Raw genomic sequence first — 24,813 nt, 5'->3', positions numbered from 1 at the left:
TACTGGAATGGAGTAAAGAGATGTCTGATATGCCTAGTTCAAATAACGACCTTATTTATCGGGTGGAAGATAAACCACCCTTTGACCAATGCATCGTGGGGGCGATTACCCATTTACTGGCTATTTTTGTGCCGATGGTGGCCCCGGCGTTAATTGTCGGCACCGCGCTGGGGTTGCCGCCGGACGTCACAGCCTATCTGGTTTCGATGGCGATGATTGCTTCAGGGATTGGCACCTGGTTGCAGGTGAATCGCTATGGCCGCGTAGGCTCCGGCTTATTGTCCATTCAATCGGTCAACTTTTCCTTTGTGACGGTGATGATCGCCTTGGGCAGCACCATGAAAGCCGATGGCATGCATGTGGAAGCGATCATGTCCACTCTGCTGGGCATCTCTTTTGTTGGGGCATTCCTGGTGGTGGGCTCCTCGTTTATTCTGCCCTATCTGAAACGGGTGATCACACCCACCGTGAGCGGCATTGTGGTGCTGATGATTGGCCTGAGCCTGATCAAGGTGGGCATTATCGATTTTGGTGGCGGTTATTCAGCGAAAAGCAGCGGCACCTTTGGCAACTACGAAAATATTGGTATCGGCCTATTGGTGCTGTTGGTGGTGATCGGGTTTAACTGTTGCCAGAACGCATTATTGCGCATGGGGGGCATCGCCATCGGCTTGATTGTCGGTTATGTGGTGGCTTTGTGCCTGGGCATGGTGGATTTCTCGGTAATGCAAAACCTGCCGGTAATGACCGTTCCCGTTCCCTTTAAATACGGATTCTCTTTCGATCTGCATGCCTTTCTGGTGGCTGGCATCATCTATCTGCTCAGCGTGTTGGAGGCGGTCGGCAGTATCACCGCTACCGCAATAGTGTCCGAGCAGCCCATCAAAGGGGATGAATATACAGCACGTCTGAGCGGTGGTGTGCTGGCCGATGGGCTGGTCTCGGTGATTGCCGCCATGCTGGGCTCGTTGCCACTGACGACATTTTCCCAGAATAACGGCGTGATCCAGATGACCGGTGTCGCCTCGCGTCATATCGGTAAATATATCGCCGTGATCCTGGTAGTGCTGGGGCTGTTCCCCGTCATTGGCCGCTTCTTTACCACTATCCCGGCGCCAGTGCTGGGCGGCGCGATGACGCTAATGTTCTCGATGATCGCCATCGCCGGGATACGCATCATTATCTCCGACGGCTTAAACCGCCGCGAAACCATTATCGTTGCTACTTCGCTGGGGCTGGGTCTTGGCGTCTCTTACGATCCGGAAGTGTTTCGTATTTTGCCCGAGTCGATTTATGTGCTGGTGGAAAACCCGATCTGCGCCGGTGGGCTCACTGCCATTTTCCTCAATTTACTGATACCGCAGAACAAGAGTGAGAAACCTGGGGTCAGTGAGGCTGAATTTGAGGTGGTTCCGGCGGAAAAAAACACCGATTGACCGGGCGCTGCACACGACGCCCTTCTAGCAATAGCCGTTTTATGGTGATAAGGAATTTGAGTATGGAGCGTGAGCAATCAATCAAGGCCGTGCGGGGCAGTTTTCTCGATATCACCCGCACCGTACAGCATCCGGAAGAAATCGAGGGCCATTTGCGCTTTATTAAAGACGGGCTACTGATCGTTCGTGATGGCCGGGTGGAGTGGTTTGGCGACTGGGAAGAGGGGCACCACCAGATCCCCGATAGCATCCGGGTGCGCGACTACAGCGGTAAAATGATCGTGCCAGGGTTTATCGACACCCATATTCATTATCCACAATGTGAAATGGTGGGAGCCTATGGCGAACAACTGCTGGACTGGCTGAACAAGCACACCTTCCCGGCGGAGAAACGCTATAACGATCTGGAATACGCCCGCGAGATGTCGGCGTTTTTCATCAAACAGCTGCTGCGCAATGGCACCACCACCGCGCTGGTGTTCGGCACCGTACATCCCGAATCGGTGGAGGCGCTGTTTGAGTCGGCGCGCCATATCAATATGCGGATGATCGCCGGCAAGGTGATGATGGATCGTAACGCGCCCGATTACCTGCTGGATACCGCAGAAAGCAGCTATAGCCAAACCAAGGCGCTGATTGAGCGCTGGCATAACAATGGCCGCCTGTTGTACGCCATCACCCCGCGTTTTGCGCCAACTTCCTCACCGGAGCAGTTGGAGATGGTGCAACGCCTGCGCCAGGAGTACCCGGATGTTTATCTGCATACCCACCTGTCGGAAAACAAGGATGAAGTGGCTTGGGTGAAAGCCCTGTATCCAGAGCGCACAAGTTATCTCGATGTTTACCATCACTACGGCATGACTGGCAGAAAAAGCGTATTTGCCCACTGCGTGCATCTGGAAGACGCCGAGTGGGATTGTCTGCACCAGACCCAATCATCTATCGCCTTTTGCCCGACCTCCAACCTGTATCTCGGCAGCGGCCTGTTTAATTTGCCCAACGCCTGGCGGAAAAAGGTGCGGGTGGGAATGGGCACCGACATCGGCGCGGGCACCACCTTCAACATGCTGCAAACGCTGAATGAGGCTTACAAAATCATGCAGCTGCAAGGTTACCGGCTCTCGGCGTATGAGGCGTTCTACTTGGCGACGCTGGGTGGGGCCGATGCTCTGGGGCTGGCGGACACCATTGGTAACTTCAACCTGGGGAAAGAGGCGGACTTTGTGGTGCTGGAGCCGACGGCCACACCGTTGCAACAGCTGCGCTACGACAACTCAAAAACCTTGATGGATAAGCTGTTTGTCATGATGACGCTAGGGGATGACCGGTCGATCTATCGCACCTATGTCGATGGCCGGCTGGTGTATGAACGTACTTAACCAACCGCACTGCAATTTGCCAGGATTGGCGTTACCCCAAGCGAGTGCCGTTGCGGCCAGACGATAATGCCGTAACGGCAAGCCAACGGGGTAGGTGAGTGTAAACCTTCAGAGGGCATTGATATGTCTAATAATTTATCGCAGGCGACGTCAGAAAAAGCGGCCAGCTCGCTAGACAGCTATTTTAAGATTAGCGAGCGGGGCAGCAGCGTACGGCAGGAAGTGTTGGCAGGGTTGACGACCTTTTTGGCGATGGTCTATTCGGTGATCGTGGTGCCAGGCATGTTGGGCAAGGCGGGTTTCCCTCCGGCTGCGGTGTTTGTCGCCACCTGCCTGGTTGCCGGTGTGGGGTCGCTGGTGATGGGCCTGTGGGCTAACTTACCGATGGCTATTGGCTGCGCCATCTCATTGACGGCGTTTACCGCTTTCAGCCTGGTGCTTGGCCAGCACATCAGCATACCCGTCGCCCTGGGGGCCATCTTCCTGATGGGGCTGATATTCACCGCCATTTCGGTGACCGGGGTACGTTCATGGATCCTGCGTAACCTGCCGATGGGCATAGCGCACGGTACCGGGATTGGTATCGGGCTGTTCCTGCTGCTGATCGCTGCCAACGGCGTCGGCATGGTGATCAAGAACCCGCTGGACGGTTTGCCGGTGGCGCTGGGGTCGTTTGTGTCTTTCCCGGTGATGATGTCATTGCTCGGCCTGGCGATGATCCTCGGGCTGGAGAAACTGCGCGTGCCGGGTGGGATTTTATTGGTGATCATTGGTATTTCCCTTATCGGCCTGATCTTTGATCCGAACGTAAGATATCAGGGGCTGTTTGCGCTGCCGAGCCTGTCCGGGCCAGATGGTAGCTCGCTGATTTTTAGCCTGGATATCAAAGGGGCATTGAACCCGGCGATCCTGCCCAGCGTATTGGCGTTAGTCATGACGGCGGTGTTTGATGCTACCGGCACCATCCGGGCGGTAGCCGGGCAGGCTAACCTGTTGGACGAGGATGGGCAGATTATCAACGGTGGCCGGGCATTAACTGCCGACTCCATGAGCAGCATGTTTTCTGCGCTGGTTGGGGCCTCACCGGCTGCGGTGTATATCGAGTCCGCTGCGGGAACGGCTGCTGGTGGTAAAACGGGCATGACGGCGGCGGTCGTGGGGGTACTGTTCTTGCTGATCCTGTTCTTGTCACCGCTGTCTTATCTGGTCCCTGGCTATGCGACGGCACCGGCGCTGATGTATGTGGGCCTGCTGATGCTGAGCAACGTGGCCAAGTTGGACTTTGACGACTTCGTCGATGCTATGTCCGGCCTGGTATGCGCGGTATTTATCGTGCTGACCTGTAACATTGTCACCGGCATTATGCTGGGCTTCAGCACGCTGGTGATTGGCCGCGTGTTCTCTAACGAGTGGCGCAAACTGAATATTGGCACGGTGATTATCGCGGTGGCGCTGGTGGCATTCTATGCCGGTGGCTGGGCGATTTGATGGAAAACTCAGGGTTAGTCGTTTACTGACCAATCAACACTCGATTCTTCATGTAGGGGCGCTGCATGCTGCGCCCATTCACAGTTCAATACATCAACTCATATGAACGACCTGAAGGATTACAGATCAGAACAAAGCTGATAGGTAATAATCTCGGCCTTATCTTTTTAGTTAAATCAATGGATTGAGTTGTTTTTATTTGAATGGCTTATCGCTCCCTCTGATGATCCTGAATCATATCGTAGATAAACTATATGCTGCAGGTGGGGAGTACGACCAAACCGGAGAGACTGATCCGTGAATTGGCCAGACGCGCGCCGCAGCATGAGGAGGAATTGATGACTATTGCCGAATATCTCGAGCAGAAAGGGCGAGAGGAAGGACTTCAGGAAGGACTAAAACAAGGTAAACGCGAAGCGTTTATGGAAATAGCCCGCTCCATGCTAGTTAACGGCTTCGAGAGCGCCATGGTCATACAACTGACCGGTCTTTCAGAAGAAGAGTTGGCGCAAATTCGTCACTAGCGTTTACCCGCGTTTCTCAACGCGGCATCTCTTCATCCAACTGCTGCGCCTTTTCCACCGCCTTGACGATCGAGGTATAGCCGGTGCAGCGGCATAAATTCCCGGCCAGGCCGCGGCGGATCTCCAGCTCGGTAAGGCGGTGGCCGCGAAAACGCTCCACCATCGAGGTGCTGGTCATCACCAACCCCGGCGTACAAAAACCACACTGTACCGCCCCCACATTCACATAAGCCTGCTGTACGGCAGACAGTTTTCCCTGTTTCACCTCGCCCTCGGTGGTGCGGATGGTTTTGCCATCGGCCCAGAGTGCCAGGTAAATACAGGTATCGGTAGCGACATCGTCGATCAATACGGTACAGGCACCACACTCGCCCACGCTGCACCCTTGTTTGACGCTGTTAAGCCCTTGCTGGCGCAGTAACTCCATCAGCGACAGGCGGGGATCGACCTCGAATTGATAGGGGCGGCCATTGATGGTGCAATTGATCAACATGATAACTCTCCTCCTGCGCATTGGGCCGCCTGGGCCAGCACGCGCTCTGCCAGCGTACGGATGATTTGAATACGGAACTCTTTGCTGGCGCGCCAGGATGAACGTGGCAGCACGTCACGTATGACCGCCTCACGCACGGCGGCGAGCGTTTGCGCATTGAATGGCTGACCCAGTGCTGCGGCCTCGGCATGGGGGGCGCGGATCGGCGTTGGGGCCGCTACGCCAAAGGCGATTTTCACCGCGCTAAAGTGGCCGTCTTCGATTTTGCAGGCCGCAGCGCAGCCGATGGTGGCAATATCCATCGCACCACGCATGGCGTATTTGTAATAGCTGGCACCAAAGTGCTGATAGTGCTGTGGCCTGAACAGCAACGCCACGGCGACCTCATTTTGCCCCAGCGCAACCTTGCCTGGGCCGGTGTGGAAACCTTGGATCGGCGTGCGGCGTAGCCCTGCGGGGGTAGCGATTTCCAGTTCGGCTTCCATCACCACACAGGGTGAGGCGGAATCGGCACTGGTGGCACCGTTACAGATATTCCCGCCCAGCGTGGCCATATTCCGCACCTGCGGTCCGGCGATCGTCGCGGCTGCCTCTGCCAGGATCGGGATAAGGCGTTGCACCAACGGTGAATCGATAATCTGGCTAAAGGTGGTGCCGCTGCCGATGCGCAGTGTGCCATCCGGCAGCAACTCGATACCGTTCAGCTCGTTCAGGCCGTGAATATCCACCAGATGGCGATATTTGCCGTTCATATGATGGAGCTGGATTAACACGTCGGTGCCGCCAGCAATCAGCCTGGCCTGAGGATTGGCGGCTAATTGCCGTACGGCATCGTCTATGCTGGTCGCCCGATAATAGTTTGCAATATCGTACATGGTTTTCTCCAGTTACTCGATCAGGCCCGCCTGCGAAAAATAGCGATACAGCGTTTTTGGTGTCAGCGGTAGTTCATCTATTTTCACGCCGGTTGCCATCCAGATGGCGTTACGGATCGCCGGGGCGGGAGAGATCAGCGGCGGTTCACCCAGCGCCTTGTGCCCATAGGCGGATTGTGGCTCATAGGTTTCGACAAACGCACAGTCCAACTCTGGCAGATCGAGAATGGTAGGGAACTTGTAATCCAGCAGATTGTTATTGCGCACGATGCCGCTTTGCTCGTCGATGATCATCTCTTCGAATAGCGTCCAGCCGATGCCCATCCCCATGCCGCCCTGCACCTGGCCCTCGGCCAACAGCGGGTTAAGGATCTGGCCGGAGTCGTGCAGATTCATGATCTTGTTGATGGTGACCTTACACAGCTCAATATCGACGGTGAGGTCAACAAAGGTGCAGCCAAAGGCGGGTGGATTGCTGCGGGTTTTGCAGGAAACCTCGGCCATAATCTGCCCGCCGACCTCCTGATCGTAATGGGCGCTCATGGAGACCTCTTGCACCGAGCACAACACTTTTTCCGGCATCTCCTTCAGCACCACCTCGCCGTTGATCACATCCAGCGCCCATTCGGGCTGGCTGCACATATAGGCTGCATGGGTCAGGATCTTGGCGCGCAGCTCCGTAGCGGCCTGACGGATGGCGGGGGCGGCGACATAGCTTTGCCGCGAGGCGAAGGCACCGGGGTCGTAGGCGGTAATATCGGTGTCTTGGGTGGAGATAACGTAGATGGAAGAAAAGGGCACGCCAATGGTTTGTGCCGCCATTTGTGCAAACACGGTATCCGATCCCTGGCCAATTTCCGTCGCGCCGACTTGCAGATGGACGGTGCCATCCTGGTTCAGTAACAACCGGGCGCTGGCAATCTCGACGCCAACTGGATAGGTATTAGACGCATAGCTAAGGCAGGCCACGCCAACGCCGCGGCGGATGGGGCCACTCTGATTCAGGCAGGCGGCTCGACGGGCATCCCAATCAAACAGTTCCCGGCCTTTTTGCAGGCACTCGATAATCCCGGCGCTCTTGATCTCTTTATGATTGAGTGGGTTGAGATCTCCTTGGCGGGCGACGTTTTTGAGCCGCAGTTCCAGCGGATCCATCCCCAGTTGGGCGGCGGCTTCGTCAATCATGCATTCCAGGGCAAAGGTTACCTGCGGTGCACCGTAGCCGCGCATGGCCCCGGCGTTCGGCAGGTTGGAGTAAAAGGTGGTGGCTTTGTAGCCGAAGGCGATACGCGGATACAAATAGGCGATTTTATTGGCCCCGGCTGAGGCAATGGAATGGCCGTGAGAAGCATATCCTCCGGTATTGGAGAGCACATCCAGGCTATAGGTTTGCAGGGTGCCGTCGCGGTTAATGCCCATCTTACCGCTGATGGTGAACGAGTGGCGGGTGCGTGATGCCAAAAAACACTCTTCGCGGCTCAGTTCAACCTTGACCGGTACGCCGCCGAGTTTCCAGGTCAGGAATGCGGCCATCGGCTCTTCCAGTACGTCCTGCTTATTGCCGAACCCACCGCCGATATAGGGCTTGATCACCCGGATGGACGACCATGGCCGATCTAGCGCCTGGCCCACCACGCGGCGTACCAAATGGGGAATTTGGGTGCTGGAGACAATCACGATACGATCCATCTCATCCATATAAGCGTAGGAGATCACCCCTTCCAGATGACAATGTTGCACTACCTGCGTGCTGTAGTTGCCTTCGATCACTACCTCTGACGCAGCCAGTGCCGCTTCGGGATCGCCGCCGCTGAGCTGGTGTTGTTTCAGCAGATTGCTTTTACCGCCGTGTAACAACGGCGCTTCGGCTGCCAGCGCGGTTTTTGCGGTGGTCATCACCGGCAGTTCCTGATATTCCACTTCGACCAGCATGGCGGCTTTCTCTGCCGTTAACGCGTCGCAGGCGACCACGATCGCCACGCCATCGCCGTGATGGCGTACATGCTGGGTCAGCAACTGTTTATCCGCTACGTCACGCTTATTGGCATCCAATGACCAGGCATGGCCCGCCGTCGGAAAACCGTGCTGCGGCACATCCTGATAAGTAAATATGGCCTCAACTCCCGGCAGTTGCAGGGCTTTGCTGGTGTCGATACTCATAACCAGACCATGGGCAATCGGGCTACGGACATATTTGGCATGACGCATACCGGGCATGGTCATATCGTCGGTATAGCGCGCCCGGCCGGTGACTTTGGCTTGCGCATCGACGCGTTCGGGCGAGGTTCCTACAGGCATCTTGCTCTCCTCGGTGAGAGAAAAAGTCGCGATAGCCAACAGCAGCAACTTACAGGCCATAATGGGTTGAAAAATCAGCCGGATGTGAGATTTGTGAGTTGAATCTGGTTTATGGCGTGGGCGTGATAGTTTTTGGTGGTCAACGAGGGGGGACTCACCAATGTCGGCATAGCAAAAAGGATGTGAGACGATAATTTATCATATTGATAAGGATAAGATTATCAGGTTGATACACACCTGACTCGGGCAGCGGCAGGGTCGAAGAGTGAGCAGAGCAACTGTCGGAGAAGAACGGTCCGTTGTCGAAAACATTATTTTTAAGGTTAAATGAATAAATAACAGGCCCACATAATATCCGTCGGGTGCTTTAATTTATTTTCAAGGTAAAACGCTTTCTCCAGAGTTGAGTAGTAAACCTGAAAGTTAAGTAAATCATAGGGATGTGTTGTGTATAAGTGAGTTTATATTTATACAGGTTACTTGATTGGCTAATAAACAATGTGTTGCATGTAAAATTGCGCTGGGTTAATAATGATTTTGAACGAGGTTGCTTTATATTAATTAACAAAGGAGCTGTTTATGAGAGTTATTGATAATTCGATGCTTGAGCAAATTTCTGGTGGTCGAGGGAATAATGGAGGTGATCGGTCGGATAACGGCGGTCGTAATAACAACAAGGGAAGAGGCCCTTCAACTAACTATGGCGGGCAGGCCAATGGCTTTGTAGGAAATTCATCTCCCGGTATGGATGCCAATTGTGTCGGAAGTCTTGCCTCTGGCGCTTTCGCGGGGGCGATTGGCGGTTCGCGAGGTGGCGTTGGCGGTGCAGCCGCAGGAGCTGCTCTCGGTGCTTTGGGCGGGATTAATGGTTGCGTCAATACGGGCAATGGCGGTGGTGGCGGAACAGGTAGCAATAGCAATTGTGGTGGGAATTCAGGTAACAGCTGTAGTTGGTAATGTGACTTATGGCTAAAAACCAATACCGGCATGTGACATACCGCATCACCTAAACAGAGGATTATACAATGATGATAAAATCAACTTTTTTATATAGCATATGGATTTTTGTTCTTATGCTTTTCATTATTAACCCTCTGTTTTATTGCGTTGGCATTTTAGCTGTTTCTGTTATCGAACTCCCTTCATGGCTTACTAAGGCAATCCTTATTTTCGTCATACCTTTAGGTTGCTACCGTTTGGTCGATCTGGTTTACAACGCGGTGCGTAAGATAGTGGCCAGAATGTCGAAAGAAAAATGATTGCCAACCTAGTTAAGGTAATAATAATGGCCCCATAACGGTTAATCAGTTTGGGGCCAATCTTGTCGTGGTTTTGATGGTTAAATCGCAGTCATACTGCACCTTGCGTTGTATGCCAGTACGGTAGCGAGTCGCTACCGTCGCTCACCTCCACCGTCAGCATTAATTCTCCGCGCCGCAGTTGAATACGCAGACCACCGTTATCCCGGCTGACATGCATATCGGTTATCGGTTGCCGGTCGTCAAAATCCCATACGCCAATAAACTCCGCCTGTGGCTGATGGCTGCGCAATGTCAGATAGCTTAAATCGGTCACCGCCGGGTTAGCCGGCGCATAGCCTTGCCACAGCATCGCATCGCCATGTAGCCACAGCGCTTGCCCTTGACGGGAAGTGGCAAAATGGCGCGGCTGGCTGTTGGTGAGCTTGGTGACCAAGGCACCGTGCATTACCGTCAGCGGCCCTTGTTGGCTGAAGAGGGCTTTTTCGCCCACAGCATCCAGCGCTTTGCCTTGCAGATGTAGCATCCAATCGAGCTGCTGGTGATGCGGATTGGCGATAGTGCTGATATCAATCAGCGCCCCCGACAGCCACAGCAAACGGCGGCGGAAACGAATATCGCGATAGGCCTGGCTATCCCATTCCACCCGTGTATGGCTATCTAACGGTGGTGGGTTTTGCTGCCAATCGACCTCTACATCCAGCCAGCAAAAAGACTCGCTCTGATGATAATGCAGTACCTGGGGGATCGACGGTGGCTGATTAGCCTGATTGACCGTCAGCGTATTATGGGTGGCGCTGTTCTTATAGTAGTCGTAGTGCATCCGCGCGCCATAACCTGTGGTGCCGAGGTCGGGCAAGATCTCTTTACCGTGGTCGAACAAAATCAGGCTAAGGCGATCGTAGTGATCGTGTTCGCCACCATAGGGCGTATGTTTCACCAACAAGGCTCTTTGTTGTGCTGGTTCGCGCCAGATAGTGAGGCCGCAACTTGGCGCGTGCAGATGCCGTTGGGGGATGACGTTTAGTGATTGTGCGGGCAACTTGGCCCCATAGAGCAGCGCATCAATATTGGCACGGGGCGTATCGCGGTAGATGGCCTGTAGCGCGGCGGCATACTCTTCTTGCCGATAGCAGGACCAGGCAAATTCGTAGACATCGCTATGATCGAGGCGCTCCTGGCCATAAATGCAGTCGTTAATGCGTGGGAAACTGCCGTCCGGCATCAACAGTTGCAGTGGGAAACTGAGCATTTTGCGATAGTAGGGCGTGGTAAGCAGGCTCCAGCGGCTACCCTGTGCCAGCTTTTCAAACGCCAGAAACCCTTGCAGCGCATAGAAGTGATAATGGATTGAACCTTCAAACCATAGCCCTTCGTCGAACAGCCCATGCTCCAGTTGATAGCGCAGTCCATAAGGTTGATTGACGGCAAACTCCAGCAGCGCCTCGTCTTGCAGAATAAATCCCAGCACGCCGATGGCGCTACCAATCTTCACCTCATGGTTATGCAACTGCGGCGTGCGGTGCGCCATCAGAAACTCCGCACCGCAGCGCAGCAATCTTTCTTCTATAAAGTTACGTTGTTCCTGACTTAACGCTTCGCAGATAAAGTCATAGCCCAGGGTAAAGTCGAGCAGGCAGTTGGCCTCGCATAGGGTTTGAGCGTTCATCTTGCCTGGCCCGTTGTAGGGGATGCCGCCGTGCTCCTGATAGTCTGGATAAAATTGCGCGTAACGCAGCAAAATATCGCGCACCTTAGCCAGATAGCGTTGTTCACCGGTCAACTGCCACAGCAGTGCCAGTTGGCGGCAGGCTTTGGCATTCAGACCGTTCATCTCGCGCCACCACGCACCATCATAAGGTTCACCGCTAAAGCGCCGCCCGTCTAACGGGCAGCAATGGACCTTGGGTGAGTCGTGCCGCCAGGCTAGCCGTACGCCGTGATCCGGGCAAAAGTAATACAGATTCCAGGTAGCGACGGCGGTAGTTGGCACCTGTAATGGTGTATCGAGCACCACGGCGTTTTCCGCCAGCAGATGTTCAATGACCAAAGGTTGCCTGGCCGCACGATCTCGCAACGCAATAAGTTGTTGCGTGGTGAACTGCTTCATTTGCTGTAAATCCTTCTTCCCGGAGCTTAAGGTTTTAATGGGGTAATCAGCGTGGTGATATCGTCGGGGTAGCTGGCCATCAGCCACTGTGCCTTTTCACGAAATATTGGGTCTTCCGGCCAGGCGCGGGCGGCGCTGACGATATTGACCAAGGCTTTTTTGTTATCCATTTTGTCGATATCTTTCCACGGCCAAGGCGTGTCGCTGTTCACAAACCCGGCAATGTAGCCGTAGCCTTTGCGCAGGCTGTGATCGTCCAGACTGAAGTTCCACACATCAACACCGGCGACTTCCCCCAGACGGCCAAGCTTGTTGTAGGCTTCAAGGTTGAAGTTGCTGTAATGCCATGGGCGGGTGCGTTCCAGCTCGGCCATCTGGCGGCCTTGATTATCAAACTGGTTGGCAATACGCCGCAGTTGGGTGATTTGCAGCCTTTGTTTGGCTTCAGCGATCTGGCCACTGAACAGGGCAAAAGAGGCGGCCTGTAGGTCAAAGTAGGTGCCGTGGTTGTTATGCCAGTTGTCCTCTTCAAAGCCATTCTGGCTGGTCGTCATCCAACGGTAGAAATCGCCGTACCACTGTTTGAGCTGCTGATATTCTTGCTCGCTGATGACGTTGGCAGGGCGCAGCAGTTCGATGGCGTCAATCACCTCTACCAGCGCGCAGCTGTCAATCAGGCCAATGCCGCGGCCATCGTTAATCCCCGGAATAGCCTGCGCATATTGCAGGTTCGGATTCATGCGGGTTTGCGGGTTGATAAACCAGTTCACCAGCTGTTCGCGAACTTTCTGCGCATAGGCCGGGTTTTGGCTGAAATACCACGCCAACGCCAGAGAAGAGACATCGTTGCTCATGGCGACCAGGCGTTTTTTATCGGTGGCATCGCTGTTGGCATCGGGGTTGGTTTCGCCATCTTTACGGATATAAGGCAGTCCGTCTTTTTTAGTTGGGTCTGGCCACCAATAAGGCGGGAAGCTGTAATAGTCGTGCTTGTCACCGCTGGCGGCGGTCAGGCTTTTGTCCATGACGGAGTAGAGCGGCTGTTTGAGGGCGCGGTCGGCAGAGGAGATCAACTTGTTGTAGGCGCCGACAAACGCCGGGGTTTTTGCCGCCAGTTGTTGTTGGCTGTACTGCAAGTCATCCAGCTTGACGATCAGCGGGTGCCCCTCGGCGGCAGACGACCCGCCCGCATGGAATAATGCAGCAATGGTTAATGCCAGCAAGGGTAAACGGGGTAATAAAGCCATTTTAATCGGCAGCATGATTTTCTCCGTCCATCTGAGGATAGTGTTATTAATTGTAGGTGTTTAATATTTTCCAGCTAAATGGCTGGTTGAGACGATTAGGTTTTTAAAATGATTTTATAAATTGAAATAATGTTTCAAGCTGGTGATGATGCAGTGTAAGAGAAGAAGGATATTTTTTTGTGATACGTATCAAATTTAACCCCCTCAGCGTAAATTGAGGTTAAAAACCCGCTGATGATCACGAAAAACCGCCTTTCTCAAAGTTTTTTTATTTTTTACACAATACTTAGTGTTTTTTAACTTAATGTTTTTAAATGATTATTTCAGATTGTCACTTTTTAAGTCACTTTTAGCTGTGATCTACAGCAAAGTTTTCAATTTTGAAATACGATTTCTATTTTATGGCGTTGTATTTAAAAAGGGCATTCGATTTAATGACTGGGCACTCATTTAAAATATCCATACCCTGGTTCACTCCGTTTTCGTGATTATCAAACCTCTTAAAAAAAGGATGTGAATAAAATGTCCGTTAGCAAAATTAAATCCTTATTGTTGTTATCTGCGCTTGGCTTGGGCGTCACACAGGCTTATGCAGCAGAAACGCTTAATATTTGGATCCGTGCCAGTAACGATTCAAAAAACATTTATACCAAAGAGGCCGAAACCTTCGAGAAGCAAACCGGCATCAAAATTGAATATTTCAACGCCACTACCGATTTCGAACAACGTCTGGCCCGTGCCGCTGCGGGGAATGCCTTACCGGATCTGATCTTCAACGATGCGGTTGCCATCGGGCAGTTTATCCAGCTCGGTATCGTCGAGGAGATTGAACCGAAGAGCATTGCCGGACATGACAACCTCTACCCCATCGCCTGGGAAAGCACCCGCTATACCGATGGTAAATACTACGGCGTGCCCACTTCCGCGCAGACCTTCGCCCTGTTTGTACGTAAAGACTGGCGCGAAAAACTGGGGTTGCCGCAACCGAAAACCTGGCAGGACGTGGCCACGCTGGCCAAAGCCTTCACCACCCAAGATCCCGATGGCAACGGCAAAAATGACACTTACGGTTTTCTGCTGCCAGCGTCCACCACCCGTGGTTATGCCAGCTGGTTTATGAGCGCGTTTCTGTGGCAGGCCGGTGGCGACTTTATCCGCGAGTCGGGGCCGGGCAAATTTAAAGCCTCGCTCGATGAGCCTGCGGCGGCAGAAACCCTGCAGTTTATGCGCAACATGCTGTGCGAAAAGGTCGTGCAGCCGGGTGCCATCAACGCCACTACCGCCGATGTGATCCCTTCGTTCCGTTCCGGCCAGACCGGCATGTTCTTTAGCGGGCCTTACCATATCGCGCTGTTTGATAAAGATCCGGGCAAGGATAGCTTCGAAGTGATTGCCCTGCAGGGGCCGCAGAGCGGGGCCACGCTTGCAGAAGGAACCACGGTGTTCCTGATGAAGAGCAGCCAGAAGAAAGAGGCCGCCCGCAAGTTCATCGAATTTATGATCTCAAAAGAAGGGCAAGAGATCGGTATGGGCAAAGGCAGCAAAAATATGCCGGTGGTACGTTTGCCGGTGAATCAGCAGGTCGATATCCAATCGGTTTATGACGATGCGCGCTGGGCCACCTTCGCCAAACTCTATACCGAACAGGGCCGTTACGTGCCGCAGGTGCCGAACTGGACGCCAATCCGCCAGATCACCGCCGAGGGTTTTAACCGCATCCTGGCGGATTGCAACAGCGATATCGCTGCGGAGCTGAAAGCCAGCAACGATAAGGTCAACGCCGAACTGGCCAAACAGCAAGTGCTGGCCGAGTGATCCTCCTGGGCACCGTGGTTGCGCGGTGTCTTGTTAATCTTATAGAGCGATGATAACGATGTTAACTTCCCGCCAGAAACGGAACCTGGTGCCGTGGATCTTCCTGGCCCCGGCCTTGGTCATTTTTACCTGGTTTAAATTTATCCCAATGCTGCAAGGCCTGGTGATGAGTTTCTACAAGGTGAATTTCAATCAACAAAACGAGTGGGTCGGCTTTGCCAACTTTTCCCGCGCCTTTGCGGATGCCGAACTGCATGCGGCGGTGTTCAATACTTTCCTCTATGTCATCGTAACGATGGTGGTGGCGGCGGTGCTGGCTTTTTTCCTGGCCATGCTGCTTGAGGGGCCGGCACGCCATTTGCGTTTTATCCGTACCGCCATTTTCCTGCCAGCGGTCACCAGTGCGGCGATCGTCGCCGAAATGTGGCGCATCCTGTTCAACCCGACGCCCAACGGCGTGATGAACCAGGTATTGAGCTGGTTTGGCGTGGCCGATCAGGGCTTCCTGGCGAGTTCCGATCAGGCGCTATGGGTGATCATGCTGCTGCATATCTGGAAGGCGATCCCTTACAACATGGTGATCTTCATTGCCGGGTTGGCAGGCATCAGCCGCGATCTGTATGACGCCTCCAATGTCGACGGTGCCAATTGGTGGAACCGCCTGCGTTACGTGACCTTGCCCGGCATGATCCCGGCGCTTTCCGTGGTGCTGATGCTCTCCTTTATCCGTGGTTTCCGCGTGTTTGCCGAAGTGTACGCCACCACCGGCGGCGGGCCTTCCAACTCCACCGAAATGATCATGACGCACATCTACAAACTCGGTTTCGAACAGTTTGATTACGGCTATGCCTCGGCGGTGTCGTTCCTGTTGTTCGCGTTCACCGTGCTGTTGACCATCTGTCATCTCACGCTGAAAAAACGCATCGCACGTTATTAAGGAGCCCTCATGTCAGGTAAACGTTGGGATACCTTTGGCCGCTGGATGATTTACGCCCTGCTGCTGGTGGTATTTGTCGGCCCATTCTGGGGCATTGTGGCCACCGCGTTCAGCGGCGCACCGGTCAAACCGGGGGAACTGCTGGCGTGGCCGAATCAGTTCTCGTTGGAAAACTTTATCTTCGCCTGGAATGACATTGGCGTCTGGCAATACCTGTTGAACTCGATGGTGGTGGTGTTCTTTGGCACCATTCTGCAAGTGTCGGTCAGTGCGTTGGCAGCTTATGCGCTGGCGCGCAAGAAGTTCGTTGGTGTGTCGCTGGTCAGCCTGGTGATCCTTTCCACCATGATGCTACCGGAAGAGGTGATCGCCATTCCGCTGTATATGATCATCAACTGGAAGTTACCGGTGATCGACGCTTCGCTCTACAACACCTATCTCGGCATGATCATGCCGGTAGTGGGTTGGGCGTTCTCCATCTTTGTGCTCAGCGAGTTTATGGCCGCCATCCCCAAAGAGCTGGAAGAGGCGGCGCGCATCGACGGGGCCAACGAATGGCAGATTTTCTTCCACGTGATTTTACCGCTGGTGAAACCGGCGCTGGGTACGGTGGTGACCTTCGGCTTCATCATGATCTGGGACCAGTACCTGTTGCCGCTGATCGTCATCAATCGCGACAGCCTGAACACCATCCCGGTGATCCTCGGCACGCTGCGCACCGATGAGAGCATCACCCCGAACATCTTTATTGCCATCACTTTACTGGCGATGCTGCCTAGCATCATCGTTTATCTCGGCCTGCAAAAACATTTCAACCGCGGGATTATGTCCGGCGCGGTCAAAGGATAAGGAGCGACCTATGGGTTCCGTGGTACTGAATAATGTCTGTAAATCTTATGGCGATGTGCACGTCATCAAAGACGTCTCTCTGACGATCCCAGAAGGTGAGTTTTGCGTGTTGGTCGGCCCCAGCGGCTGCGGCAAATCGACGCTGCTGCGGATGATTGCCGGGCTGGAGGAGATCACCGGCGGCACGGTGGCGATAAATGAAAAAGACGTCACCGATGTCGAGCCCAAACTGCGGGATATCGCGATGGTGTTCCAGAGCTATGCGCTCTATCCGCAGATGTCGGTGCGGGAAAACATGGGCTTTGCGTTGAAAATGGCCAAGCTGCCGAAAGCGGAGATTAACCGCAAGGTGGAAGATGCGGCGGATCTGCTGGGGCTAGGCGTGTTGCTGGATCGTCTGCCGAAAGATCTCTCCGGTGGGCAACGTCAGCGGGTGGCGATGGGGCGAGCCATTGTGCGTAACCCGCAGGTGTTCCTGTTCGACGAGCCGCTCTCTAACCTGGATGCCAAACTGCGTACCCAGGTGCGTGGCGAGATCCGTGAGTTGCACCGCCGCTTGAAAACTACCTCGGTTTACGTCACCCACGATCAGATCGAAGCGATGACCATGGGGCAGATGATTGTGGTGCTGCGCGATGGGCGCATTGAGCAGGTCGGCACGCCGCTGGAACTGTACGATCGTCCTGCCAACCTGTTCGTGGCCGGTTTTATCGGCTCGCCAGAAATCAACCAGTTAAAGGGCGAAATTGTGATAGCGGGTGATGAAACCCTGCTGCGTTTGGCGGATGATTCGCAGCTGCGCCTGCCTGCGGGGTTGCAGGTACAGGCGGGGCAAAAGGTGGTGTATGCCATTCGCCCAGAGCAGGTCAACGTGGTGGGTGAAAGTGAACAACACGGGGCATTGCAGGCGACCATTACCGCCATCGAAAACACCGGATCGGATATGCAGTTGTTCTGTAACACCGGCGGCGGTGCCTTCACGTCGGTATTCAAGCAGCGCCTTGATGTGCAGGAAGGGGAGACGGTCTGGTTGCAGCCGAAGCTCGCCGGGATCCATATTTTTGACGCCGCAAGCGGGCTGCGCGTGCCTTACCGTGCCAGTTAACAGGAGGAAAGGATGAAGCTGTATACCCTGGATGTCGCCTGTCTGGAGAGTGCTCAACGTCGGCTGCAACAGCCTTTTTCACCGCTACAGGCTGCACTGAGCCAACTGGTGAGCGATGCCGACAAACTGCGTAGGCAGCCGCTGGAAACGGTAACCAATAAAAAGCTGCGGCCAGTCAGTGGCGATCCCCATGATTATTACAGCCTGGGCACCTATTGGTGGCCGAACCCACGGCGGCCCAACGGGTTGCCCTATATTCGGCGTGATGGGCATACCAATCCGCAGTGTCAGAACAACGATACTGATACTACGCGGATCATCCGTATGTGTGAGCGCTGTCTGACCCTGGGATTGGCCTGGTACTTCACCGGCCAACGCAACTATGCATTGGCTGCGGCCGAACAGATCCGCTGCTGGTTTCTCAACGGCGAAACCCTGATGAACCCGCACCTGAACTACGGCCAGGCGATACCGGGGATTGTTTCAGGACGTGGCACTGGCTTGATTGACACGCGCCTGATGTGGATGGTGATCGACACCATTGGGCTGATAAGCCCTGCGGGCGTATTGGATACCGACGATATTATCGGGTTACATCAGTGGTTCCGGGACTTTAACCACTGGATGTACCACAGCGAGGTCGGGCATTCCGAGTACGTGTGGCACAACAATCATGGCACCTGGTATGACGCGCAACGCACGGTAAACGCGCTATTTTATGGTGACAAGGGGCTGGTGGCACGGATAATCCAGCAGGGCATCACCCAGCGGATGGCGGCGCAGATCGACCAGGACGGCAAGCAGACCATGGAGCTGGAGCGGCCGGTGCCGTTCCACTATTCGTTGTTTAATCTGGAAGCCCATCTGTTGCTTAACCGCTATGCCGAGCATGTGGAGTTTGATCGCTGGAACGAGGTGCGTGACGGCAGAAGCGTCAAGCTGGGGATTGACTATCTGGTGCCGTTTATCGCCGATCCGGAACTTTGGCCGTATAGCGATTTGCAGGGGATAGTGTGGGATAGCGCGCTGCGGTTGCTGCTGCAATCGATCCGTGGCTATCCGCAGGATGCTCCGCGCTATAAAGCCGTGCTGGCGGGTTTAGCGGAAGAGACGCTCAGTTTACGTGAAAGGCTGATGTGGTGTTGTTAGATGCTCGTTGGGAAATGGCATTTCTGTGGTTCTGGGGTCGGAAAGGGATTATCTGTTCCCAGAAACGCAGCTCAAAAAACCATGGTGCTATGTGGAATAGTTTAAGCTGCATCTACGGCATCCAAAGCCTCTCGAACCAACCAAGAGCGTGTTTTCCCTCTCAGCACCAGAGCTGAATCCATAAGTGTTGAGAGAAATGGCTGTGATGAATGGAACTACAGGTGGGGGGGCATACAGAACGCCGACACGCCGTGAACCCATCCCTGGGGGCTCGTATCGCGCGTCCATGCGCTCAACGGTCGGCTAACCTGCATGACCCCCACCTGCCTCGGGCGCAGGGGGGGCTGTTTTAAAAACCGCGATTCAGATATTCAGGGGATTTCTCCAGAGACATCGATGACAATGACATATATGTGATTTTTTTTATCCGTGGGTACTGCTGCATTCAGCATCTCTTCCATCGACTTTGCACTCATCGGTTGGAAGTTAGCATTTGGAGCTTTAGGAATGGTATGGGGTGCACGTTTTTCACCGAACCAAAAAAACGGCATAAATACCGTAACCAGCAGAGTAAGGATCACGCGTATACAATCGTTCAAGCTGAGAGAGCGCTGCTGTCCAAACGTCTTTGTGATAGTCTCGCTTCAATTCGATGGGTATTTTAAAATCAGCATATTGAATGACCATATCAGCCCGTTTGCCAGCTACCATATGTCCCTCAGGTTCACAAGTAATACCTAAAGGTTGAAGTTTAACTCGAAGGTAATCAAGTAAGTTTTTGAACAATCTTATCAACAACGTCCTTATTGTCAGAACCACTCCGTTTTTCATCAAGAGCATCGATGAAAAGTGTCACTTCTCTATCTACTGGAGGGGTATTAAGAAAGTTTCTCGTCGTAATGAATTGGTTGCCAACTGCCTTAGCATACTCTTTAAATAAGTGTGTTTTTCCTGCTCCGGGATCACCTAATAAAACAATGTTGTCATAGTTGGCAAAGTCATCAAAGGTGAAGCTTTGGTCACTTTTCTTGGGTTGTGGCGCAATTTGAGGTACAAGCCTGTTTATCATTTTTGATGGCTTCCTAGCTAGGTGAGCAACTCCTTGATGATAAACATAAAGCTCGACTAAAAATAGGTGTTTTAGTAACCATCTTGCACAAGAGATATTTGAGTTACGGTGTTGAAGAGGCTGGCCGACTTCAACCAGCCCCAAACCACCTACAGCTTCACAATCTGCACCAGATTGGTGTGTTGCGGGTTGCCCTTGGCCAGCGGGGAAGGGCGATGGTGGGTCAGAATATTCACGCTGCCGCCGTGATCGACCTTATCGCCAAACATATCCGCCGCCAGCCAGGCGCCTTGGCCCATCGCCGTAACGCCGGGCATAATGCGTGGCGTTACCTTCGCCTGGATCTGCGTTTCGCCCCGGCCGTTAAAGACCTTCACCCGATCGCCGTTCTTGATGCCGCGCGCCTGCGCATCCAGCGTGTTGATCCACACCTCCTGCGGGCAAGCCTGCTGCAACACGTCAATGTTGCCGTAACTGGAGTGGGTTCTGGCCTTGTAGTGGTAACCAAACAGCTGCAGCGGATATTGGCTGCTCAGCGGATCTTCCCAACCTTCGAACCCGGCGGCATAGACTGGTAACGGGTGGATCACATCTTCTGGCGCCAACTCCCAGGTAGCAGCGATCTCCGCCAGCCGTTCGGAGTAAATTTCAATCTTGCCTGAGGGTGTTTTCAGCGGGTTGGCCTGCGGATCTTCTCTGAACTCCTTGAAGGCTACCACGTGCTCTTCCGGGCATTTGCGTTTATAAATGCCTGCGCTCTTCATCTCTTGATAACTTGGCATTTCCGGGTTGCGTTCGCGGGTTTTCTCACACAGGTATTCGATCCACTGCTGCTGGTTGCGCCCCTCGGTGAAGGTCGCTTCGGCCTGTGGCCCAACCCGCTTGGCAACCTCGGAAAGGATCTCGTAAATCGGGCGGCGTTCAAACTTGCGCGTGGTGGCGGGCTGGCCCAGGATCACGTAGCCCATATTGCCCGCGGACTCATGAGAGATCAGGTCTTCCTGCTCGGTTGGCATCAGGTCGGGCAGCAGAATGTCGCAATATTTGGCCGATGAGGTCATAAAGTGCTCGATGCCGACGGTCATTTCACACTTGCTGTCGTCTTGCAGGATCTGGTGGGTACGGCTGATATCACCATGCTGATTGATCAGCGTATTACTGGCATAGCACCAGATAAATTTGATCGGTACGTCCAGCTTATCTTTGCCACGGATGCCGTCACGCTTGGCGGTCATTTCTGGGCCGCGCATGATGGCATCGGTCCAGGTAAACACCGAAATCTTGGTCTGTACCGGGTTGGTCAGCATATCGAACCATTCCACGCCCAGATCGAAGCTGCCTTCGCGGCAGCCGGTATTTCCGCCGTTGATACCGACGTTACCGGTCAGGATCGGTAACATGGCAATGGCCCTGGCGGTTTGTTCACCGTTGGCGTGACGCTGTGGCCCCCAGCCCTGGCAGATATAGGCCGGTTTGGTCATGCCGATTTCGCGGGCCAGTTGGATAATGGTGTTGGCCGGTATCCCGGTGATACGAGCCGCCCACTCTGGCGTTTTGGTGATGCCATCGTCACCCTGGCCGAGGATATAGGCTTTGTAATGGCCGTTTTTTGGCGCGCTGCTGGGCAGGGTGGTTTCATCATAGCCTACGCAGTATTTATCCAGGAACGGCTGGTCCACCAGGTTTTCGCTGATCAACACATGGGCTATGCCTGCAACCAACGCCGCATCGGTGCCCGGGCGAATCGGCACCCACTGATCTTCACGGCCACCGGCGGTATCGGTATAGCGCGGATCGATGACAATCATCTTGGCGTTAGAGATTGCCCTGGCTTGCTCCAGATAATAGGTTACTCCGCCACCGCTCATGCGGGTTTCCGCCGGGTTATTGCCAAACAGCACCACCAGCTTGCTGTTGGCGATATCATCCGGGCTGTTGCCCTGCTGTGCGCCGTACAGATAGGGCATGGCGGCGGTGATCTGCGCTGTGCTGTAGCTGCCATAGCGGCTGAGGAAGCCACCGCAGGAGTTCATCAGGCGATAAGGCACGTTGGAGTTGGTGATATTGCCGCCGTCGACCCCGGTACCGTACAGCACGTGCACCGCCTCATTACCGTATTCCGCCAGGGTGTGCTTCAACTGGCCGCTGATGGTATCCAGCGCTTCTTCCCAACTGATGCGTTTGAATTTGCCTTCGCCGCGTTTGCCGACGCGTTTCATCGGGTATTTCAGCCGGTCCGGGTGGTTCATGCGGCGGCGGATAGAGCGCCCACGCAGGCAGGCACGCACCTGATGGTTGCCATAGTGATCGTTGCCGGTGTTGTCGGTTTCCACCCAGTATACTTCGTCATCCCGCACGTGCAGGCGCAGCGCACAGCGGCTACCGCAGTTTACGGTGCAAGAACTCCAGACCACCTTGTCTTCCGGCAGTTGGGCATTTGGCAACGGCTCGGCGGCAGCGATTTTACGGAAGGGCAACACCAGCCCGGAGGTGGCGGCCAGTAAACAGCCGGTAGCCGAGCCGGTTTTGATTAGCTTACGACGGCTGAACGGGTGATGAAGCAGGTCCGGGTTGTTGTTATCGTTCATGATAGTGCTCCCTGTGCTGGCCTATTTCGTTGCCGACGACGCCTGATGTCTAGTTTGCTATTAACCCATGATGTCTCGTGGCAAGATGTTTTAAGCCAGGCAACCGTAGTGTGATCTATTAAAAATGCTAACCTGTAGCGAATAAAGCTGTCTGCACTAATGAATTTGAATTGGTAATATTAGTCATGCAAATTCATCTCTCAGCCTGATAATTAAATTACCTCTTAATAAGTATACCCATGCGCGCGGCAGATGAAGTTTGCTTGAGGTCAAGTTTTAGCTTGTCGCAAGCGAATAAAGCGGGCTGGTTGCCTTTTCTCCACAGCAGCAAGCGTTGTTTTCAGGCTTGCGTCTCATTCTATAGCATATTTGGTTGGCAGAATTAGGGGATACTGATGAATTAAATCCAGCATCGATACAATATTGTTACGGCCTCGTGCAACATAAGCCCCCCATTACACGCGTGTTCGAGGGATTAGCAAAGTCATTCATTGGCTAATTCCCGATGGATTGCATGATGACCAATCCCCGTGAGCCGTCGCAGGGATAGGAAAAAACCGGTAAAAGGTCGACATCCTGCAACACCATTACCAAGCACTGCCCCGCTGATGACTCTGCAATAAAATTATAAACTAAAACGGCATATTACGTGTTTTCCTGCCCCCGCCTTTCCTATACTCACCACGCTTGATTGTGTCGTAAAGCTTATGCTGAGGCAGGGGGGATATTAATTGTTACAAAACTATGCGAGAGAATACATAATTATTCTTGTTGTTTGGTTGGTGTATTATTTAACGGCATTAGGATTTTTATTTAAAAGATAATGAGAGTTATTGTTATTTAAATACGTGCGCGAATAAATCCAGCAAGATAAATATGCAAGAAAAATATTTTTTGCTGAAGCGATTTTTCTCATGTTACGCAAATATTAACTGTTACCTCAGCAAAGGTTGATAAAGATCAACTCAGGGCAGCCGGAAAATAACAATATATTAACCACCCGCACACTGTGTTTACGGGCTTGCATGTCGGTCATCAACAGGGGATAGATAATAATGATAAGGGAAAATCAAACATTTTTCCGGGATGGCGTGAATCGCCGCGATTTTATGAAGTTATGTGCGGCACTGGCCGCCACCATGGGGCTCAGCACCAAAGCCGCCGCCGAAATAGCCCACTCGGTAGGTTCGCCACAGCGGCCACCGGTCATCTGGATCGGGGCTCAGGAATGTACCGGCTGTACGGAGTCCTTGTTACGGGCCACTCACCCAACGATCGAGAACCTGTTGCTTGACGTGGTTTCCATGGAATATCACGAAGTCCTCTCTGCTGCGTTCGGTGAACAGGCGGAAGAAAACAAGCACCGCGCGATTGAGCAATACAAAGGGAAATACGTGCTGGTGGTCGACGGCTCCATTCCGATGAAGGATGGCGGCGTCTACTGCATGGTGGCGGGTAAGCCGATCGTTGAGCATATCCGTAATGCGGCAGAGCACGCCGCTGCGGTGATCGCCATCGGCTCCTGTGCTGCCTGGGGCGGCGTCGCGGCTAGCGGACCTAACCCGACCGGCGCGGTCAGCCTGCAGGATATTTTACCCGGCAAAACCGTGATCAACATTCCCGGCTGCCCACCTAACCCGCACAACTTCCTGGCGACGGTGGCCCATATCATCACCTATCAACGGCCACCGGCTCTGGATGCTAAAAATCGCCCTGAGTTCGCCTATGCCCGTCTGATCCATGAAAACTGCGAGCGCCGTCCGCACTTTGACGCCGGGCGTTTTGCCAAACAGTTTGGTGATGAAGGTCATCGGCAGGGCTGGTGCCTGTATCACCTTGGTTGCAAGGGGCCAGAAACCTACGGCAACTGCTCAACGCTGGAGTTCTGCGACGTGGGCGGTGGCATCTGGCCGGTCGGGATCGGCCACCCCTGCTACGGCTGTAACGAGGAGGGTATCGGCTTTACCAAAGGGATCGCCCAGTTGGCTAGCGTCGAAAATCCTACCCCACGAAACGCCAAACCCGAAGTGGGTATCGTCGAAGGCGGGCATGTCAGCCCAACGGCGATGGGATTGCTTGGCGGTGTCGTCGGCCTGGTTGCCGGGGTCAGCCTGATGGCGGTGAAAGAGCTGGGGCGGCAGCAAAAAACGCAGCGTAAAGACGACGAGCAGCCGCCAAGCAAGGAGTAAGCC

19 protein-coding genes are annotated in these 24,813 nt (G+C 53.8%); 11 read left to right on the top strand and 8 right to left on the bottom strand.

What is annotated here, in order from left to right:
* Window positions 1–20: 20 nt before the first annotated feature.
* From A6U95_RS15955 to A6U95_RS15940, 4 genes are all read left to right on the top strand, one after another.
* A complete protein-coding gene (locus A6U95_RS15955) occupies window positions 21–1,436 on the top strand; it encodes a nucleobase:cation symporter-2 family protein (protein ID WP_024528460.1) in 1,416 nt (471 codons plus the stop codon).
* Between the two features lie 62 nt (window positions 1,437–1,498).
* Window positions 1,499–2,815 carry a guanine deaminase gene (gene guaD / locus A6U95_RS15950; RefSeq protein ID WP_024528461.1) on the top strand — a complete coding sequence of 439 codons (1,317 nt, stop codon included), beginning with the start codon at window positions 1,499–1,501 and terminating at the stop codon, window positions 2,813–2,815.
* A gap of 123 nt (window positions 2,816–2,938) precedes the next feature.
* The gene (locus tag A6U95_RS15945) at window positions 2,939–4,303 is read left to right on the top strand and encodes an NCS2 family permease (RefSeq protein WP_024528462.1); all 1,365 of its coding nucleotides are present in this window, start codon (window positions 2,939–2,941) and stop codon (window positions 4,301–4,303) included.
* A gap of 254 nt (window positions 4,304–4,557) precedes the next feature.
* Entirely contained in the window at window positions 4,558–4,827 is a 270-nt protein-coding gene (locus A6U95_RS15940) for an Rpn family recombination-promoting nuclease/putative transposase (protein WP_065685162.1), read from the top strand.
* Window positions 4,828–4,843: 16 nt separating this feature from the next.
* Here the strand turns inward: A6U95_RS15940 and xdhC are convergent, their stop codons facing one another.
* Genes xdhC through xdhA form a run of 3 tightly spaced genes read right to left on the bottom strand, consistent with a single transcriptional unit; the run spans window position 4,844 to window position 8,493 of the window.
* Window positions 4,844–5,320, bottom strand: coding sequence for a xanthine dehydrogenase iron sulfur-binding subunit XdhC (gene xdhC / locus A6U95_RS15935; RefSeq protein ID WP_241810667.1), 477 nt, complete (start codon window positions 5,318–5,320; stop codon window positions 4,844–4,846).
* A complete protein-coding gene (gene xdhB / locus A6U95_RS15930) occupies window positions 5,314–6,195 on the bottom strand; it encodes a xanthine dehydrogenase FAD-binding subunit XdhB (RefSeq protein ID WP_065685160.1) in 882 nt (293 codons plus the stop codon). Before xdhB ends, xdhC begins: the two co-directional genes overlap by 7 nt.
* A 12-nt stretch (window positions 6,196–6,207) precedes the next feature.
* Window positions 6,208–8,493 (bottom strand): xanthine dehydrogenase molybdenum-binding subunit XdhA, encoded by a 2,286-nt coding sequence (gene xdhA, locus A6U95_RS15925; RefSeq protein WP_065685159.1) that lies wholly within the window; start codon window positions 8,491–8,493, stop codon window positions 6,208–6,210.
* A 757-nt stretch (window positions 8,494–9,250) separates the two neighbouring features.
* On the opposite strand from xdhA, the gene A6U95_RS30685 reads away from it, so the two are divergent.
* Window positions 9,251–9,466, top strand: a complete 216-nt coding sequence (locus tag A6U95_RS30685) for a hypothetical protein (protein WP_139102380.1) — start codon at window positions 9,251–9,253, stop codon at window positions 9,464–9,466.
* Between the two features lie 377 nt (window positions 9,467–9,843).
* Here A6U95_RS30685 and A6U95_RS15910 read toward each other — a convergent pair whose 3' ends face one another.
* Window positions 9,844–11,862, bottom strand: coding sequence for a heparinase II/III family protein (locus tag A6U95_RS15910; protein ID WP_065685156.1), 2,019 nt, complete (start codon window positions 11,860–11,862; stop codon window positions 9,844–9,846).
* Window positions 11,863–11,888: 26 nt separating this feature from the next.
* The gene (locus A6U95_RS15905; protein WP_065685409.1) at window positions 11,889–13,109 is read right to left on the bottom strand and encodes an alginate lyase family protein; all 1,221 of its coding nucleotides are present in this window, start codon (window positions 13,107–13,109) and stop codon (window positions 11,889–11,891) included.
* Window positions 13,110–13,631: 522 nt separating this feature from the next.
* Between A6U95_RS15905 and A6U95_RS15900 the strand changes: the two genes are divergently transcribed.
* From A6U95_RS15900 to A6U95_RS15880, 5 genes are read left to right on the top strand one after another with little or no spacing between them, the layout of a single operon-like run.
* A complete protein-coding gene (locus A6U95_RS15900) occupies window positions 13,632–14,924 on the top strand; it encodes a sugar ABC transporter substrate-binding protein (protein ID WP_065685155.1) in 1,293 nt (430 codons plus the stop codon).
* A 49-nt stretch (window positions 14,925–14,973) separates the two neighbouring features.
* The gene (locus A6U95_RS15895) at window positions 14,974–15,861 is read left to right on the top strand and encodes a sugar ABC transporter permease (RefSeq protein ID WP_065685154.1); all 888 of its coding nucleotides are present in this window, start codon (window positions 14,974–14,976) and stop codon (window positions 15,859–15,861) included.
* A gap of 9 nt (window positions 15,862–15,870) precedes the next feature.
* Window positions 15,871–16,710: a carbohydrate ABC transporter permease gene (locus tag A6U95_RS15890; RefSeq protein ID WP_065685153.1), complete on the top strand. Its 840-nt coding sequence runs from the start codon at window positions 15,871–15,873 to the stop codon at window positions 16,708–16,710.
* Window positions 16,711–16,720: 10 nt separating this feature from the next.
* Window positions 16,721–17,815 (top strand): sn-glycerol-3-phosphate ABC transporter ATP-binding protein UgpC, encoded by a 1,095-nt coding sequence (gene ugpC, locus A6U95_RS15885; RefSeq protein ID WP_065685152.1) that lies wholly within the window; start codon window positions 16,721–16,723, stop codon window positions 17,813–17,815.
* Window positions 17,816–17,827: 12 nt separating this feature from the next.
* A complete protein-coding gene (locus A6U95_RS15880; protein WP_065685151.1) occupies window positions 17,828–18,964 on the top strand; it encodes an alginate lyase family protein in 1,137 nt (378 codons plus the stop codon).
* A gap of 371 nt (window positions 18,965–19,335) precedes the next feature.
* On the opposite strand, the gene A6U95_RS30680 is transcribed toward A6U95_RS15880, so the two are convergent.
* From A6U95_RS30680 to ynfF, 3 genes are all read right to left on the bottom strand, one after another.
* Window positions 19,336–19,545, bottom strand: a complete 210-nt coding sequence (locus tag A6U95_RS30680) for a hypothetical protein (RefSeq protein WP_139102379.1) — start codon at window positions 19,543–19,545, stop codon at window positions 19,336–19,338.
* Between the two features lie 185 nt (window positions 19,546–19,730).
* Window positions 19,731–20,177, bottom strand: a complete 447-nt coding sequence (locus A6U95_RS15870; protein ID WP_139102378.1) for a hypothetical protein — start codon at window positions 20,175–20,177, stop codon at window positions 19,731–19,733.
* Between the two features lie 5 nt (window positions 20,178–20,182).
* Window positions 20,183–22,621 (bottom strand): selenate/tellurate reductase subunit YnfF, encoded by a 2,439-nt coding sequence (gene ynfF, locus A6U95_RS15865; protein ID WP_065685148.1) that lies wholly within the window; start codon window positions 22,619–22,621, stop codon window positions 20,183–20,185.
* A gap of 1,055 nt (window positions 22,622–23,676) precedes the next feature.
* Between ynfF and hybO the strand changes: the two genes are divergently transcribed.
* Window positions 23,677–24,810: a hydrogenase 2 small subunit gene (hybO, locus tag A6U95_RS15860; protein WP_065685147.1), complete on the top strand. Its 1,134-nt coding sequence runs from the start codon at window positions 23,677–23,679 to the stop codon at window positions 24,808–24,810.
* Window positions 24,811–24,813: the final 3 nt, after the last annotated feature.

The sequence above is a fragment of the Serratia sp. 14-2641 genome, from assembly GCF_001692375.1.
Taxonomy (GTDB): Bacteria; Pseudomonadota; Gammaproteobacteria; order Enterobacterales; family Enterobacteriaceae; genus Chania; species Chania fonticola_C.
The sequence above is the reverse complement of the archived record's forward strand: the minus strand, read 5'-3'. Positions and strand labels throughout refer to the sequence as shown.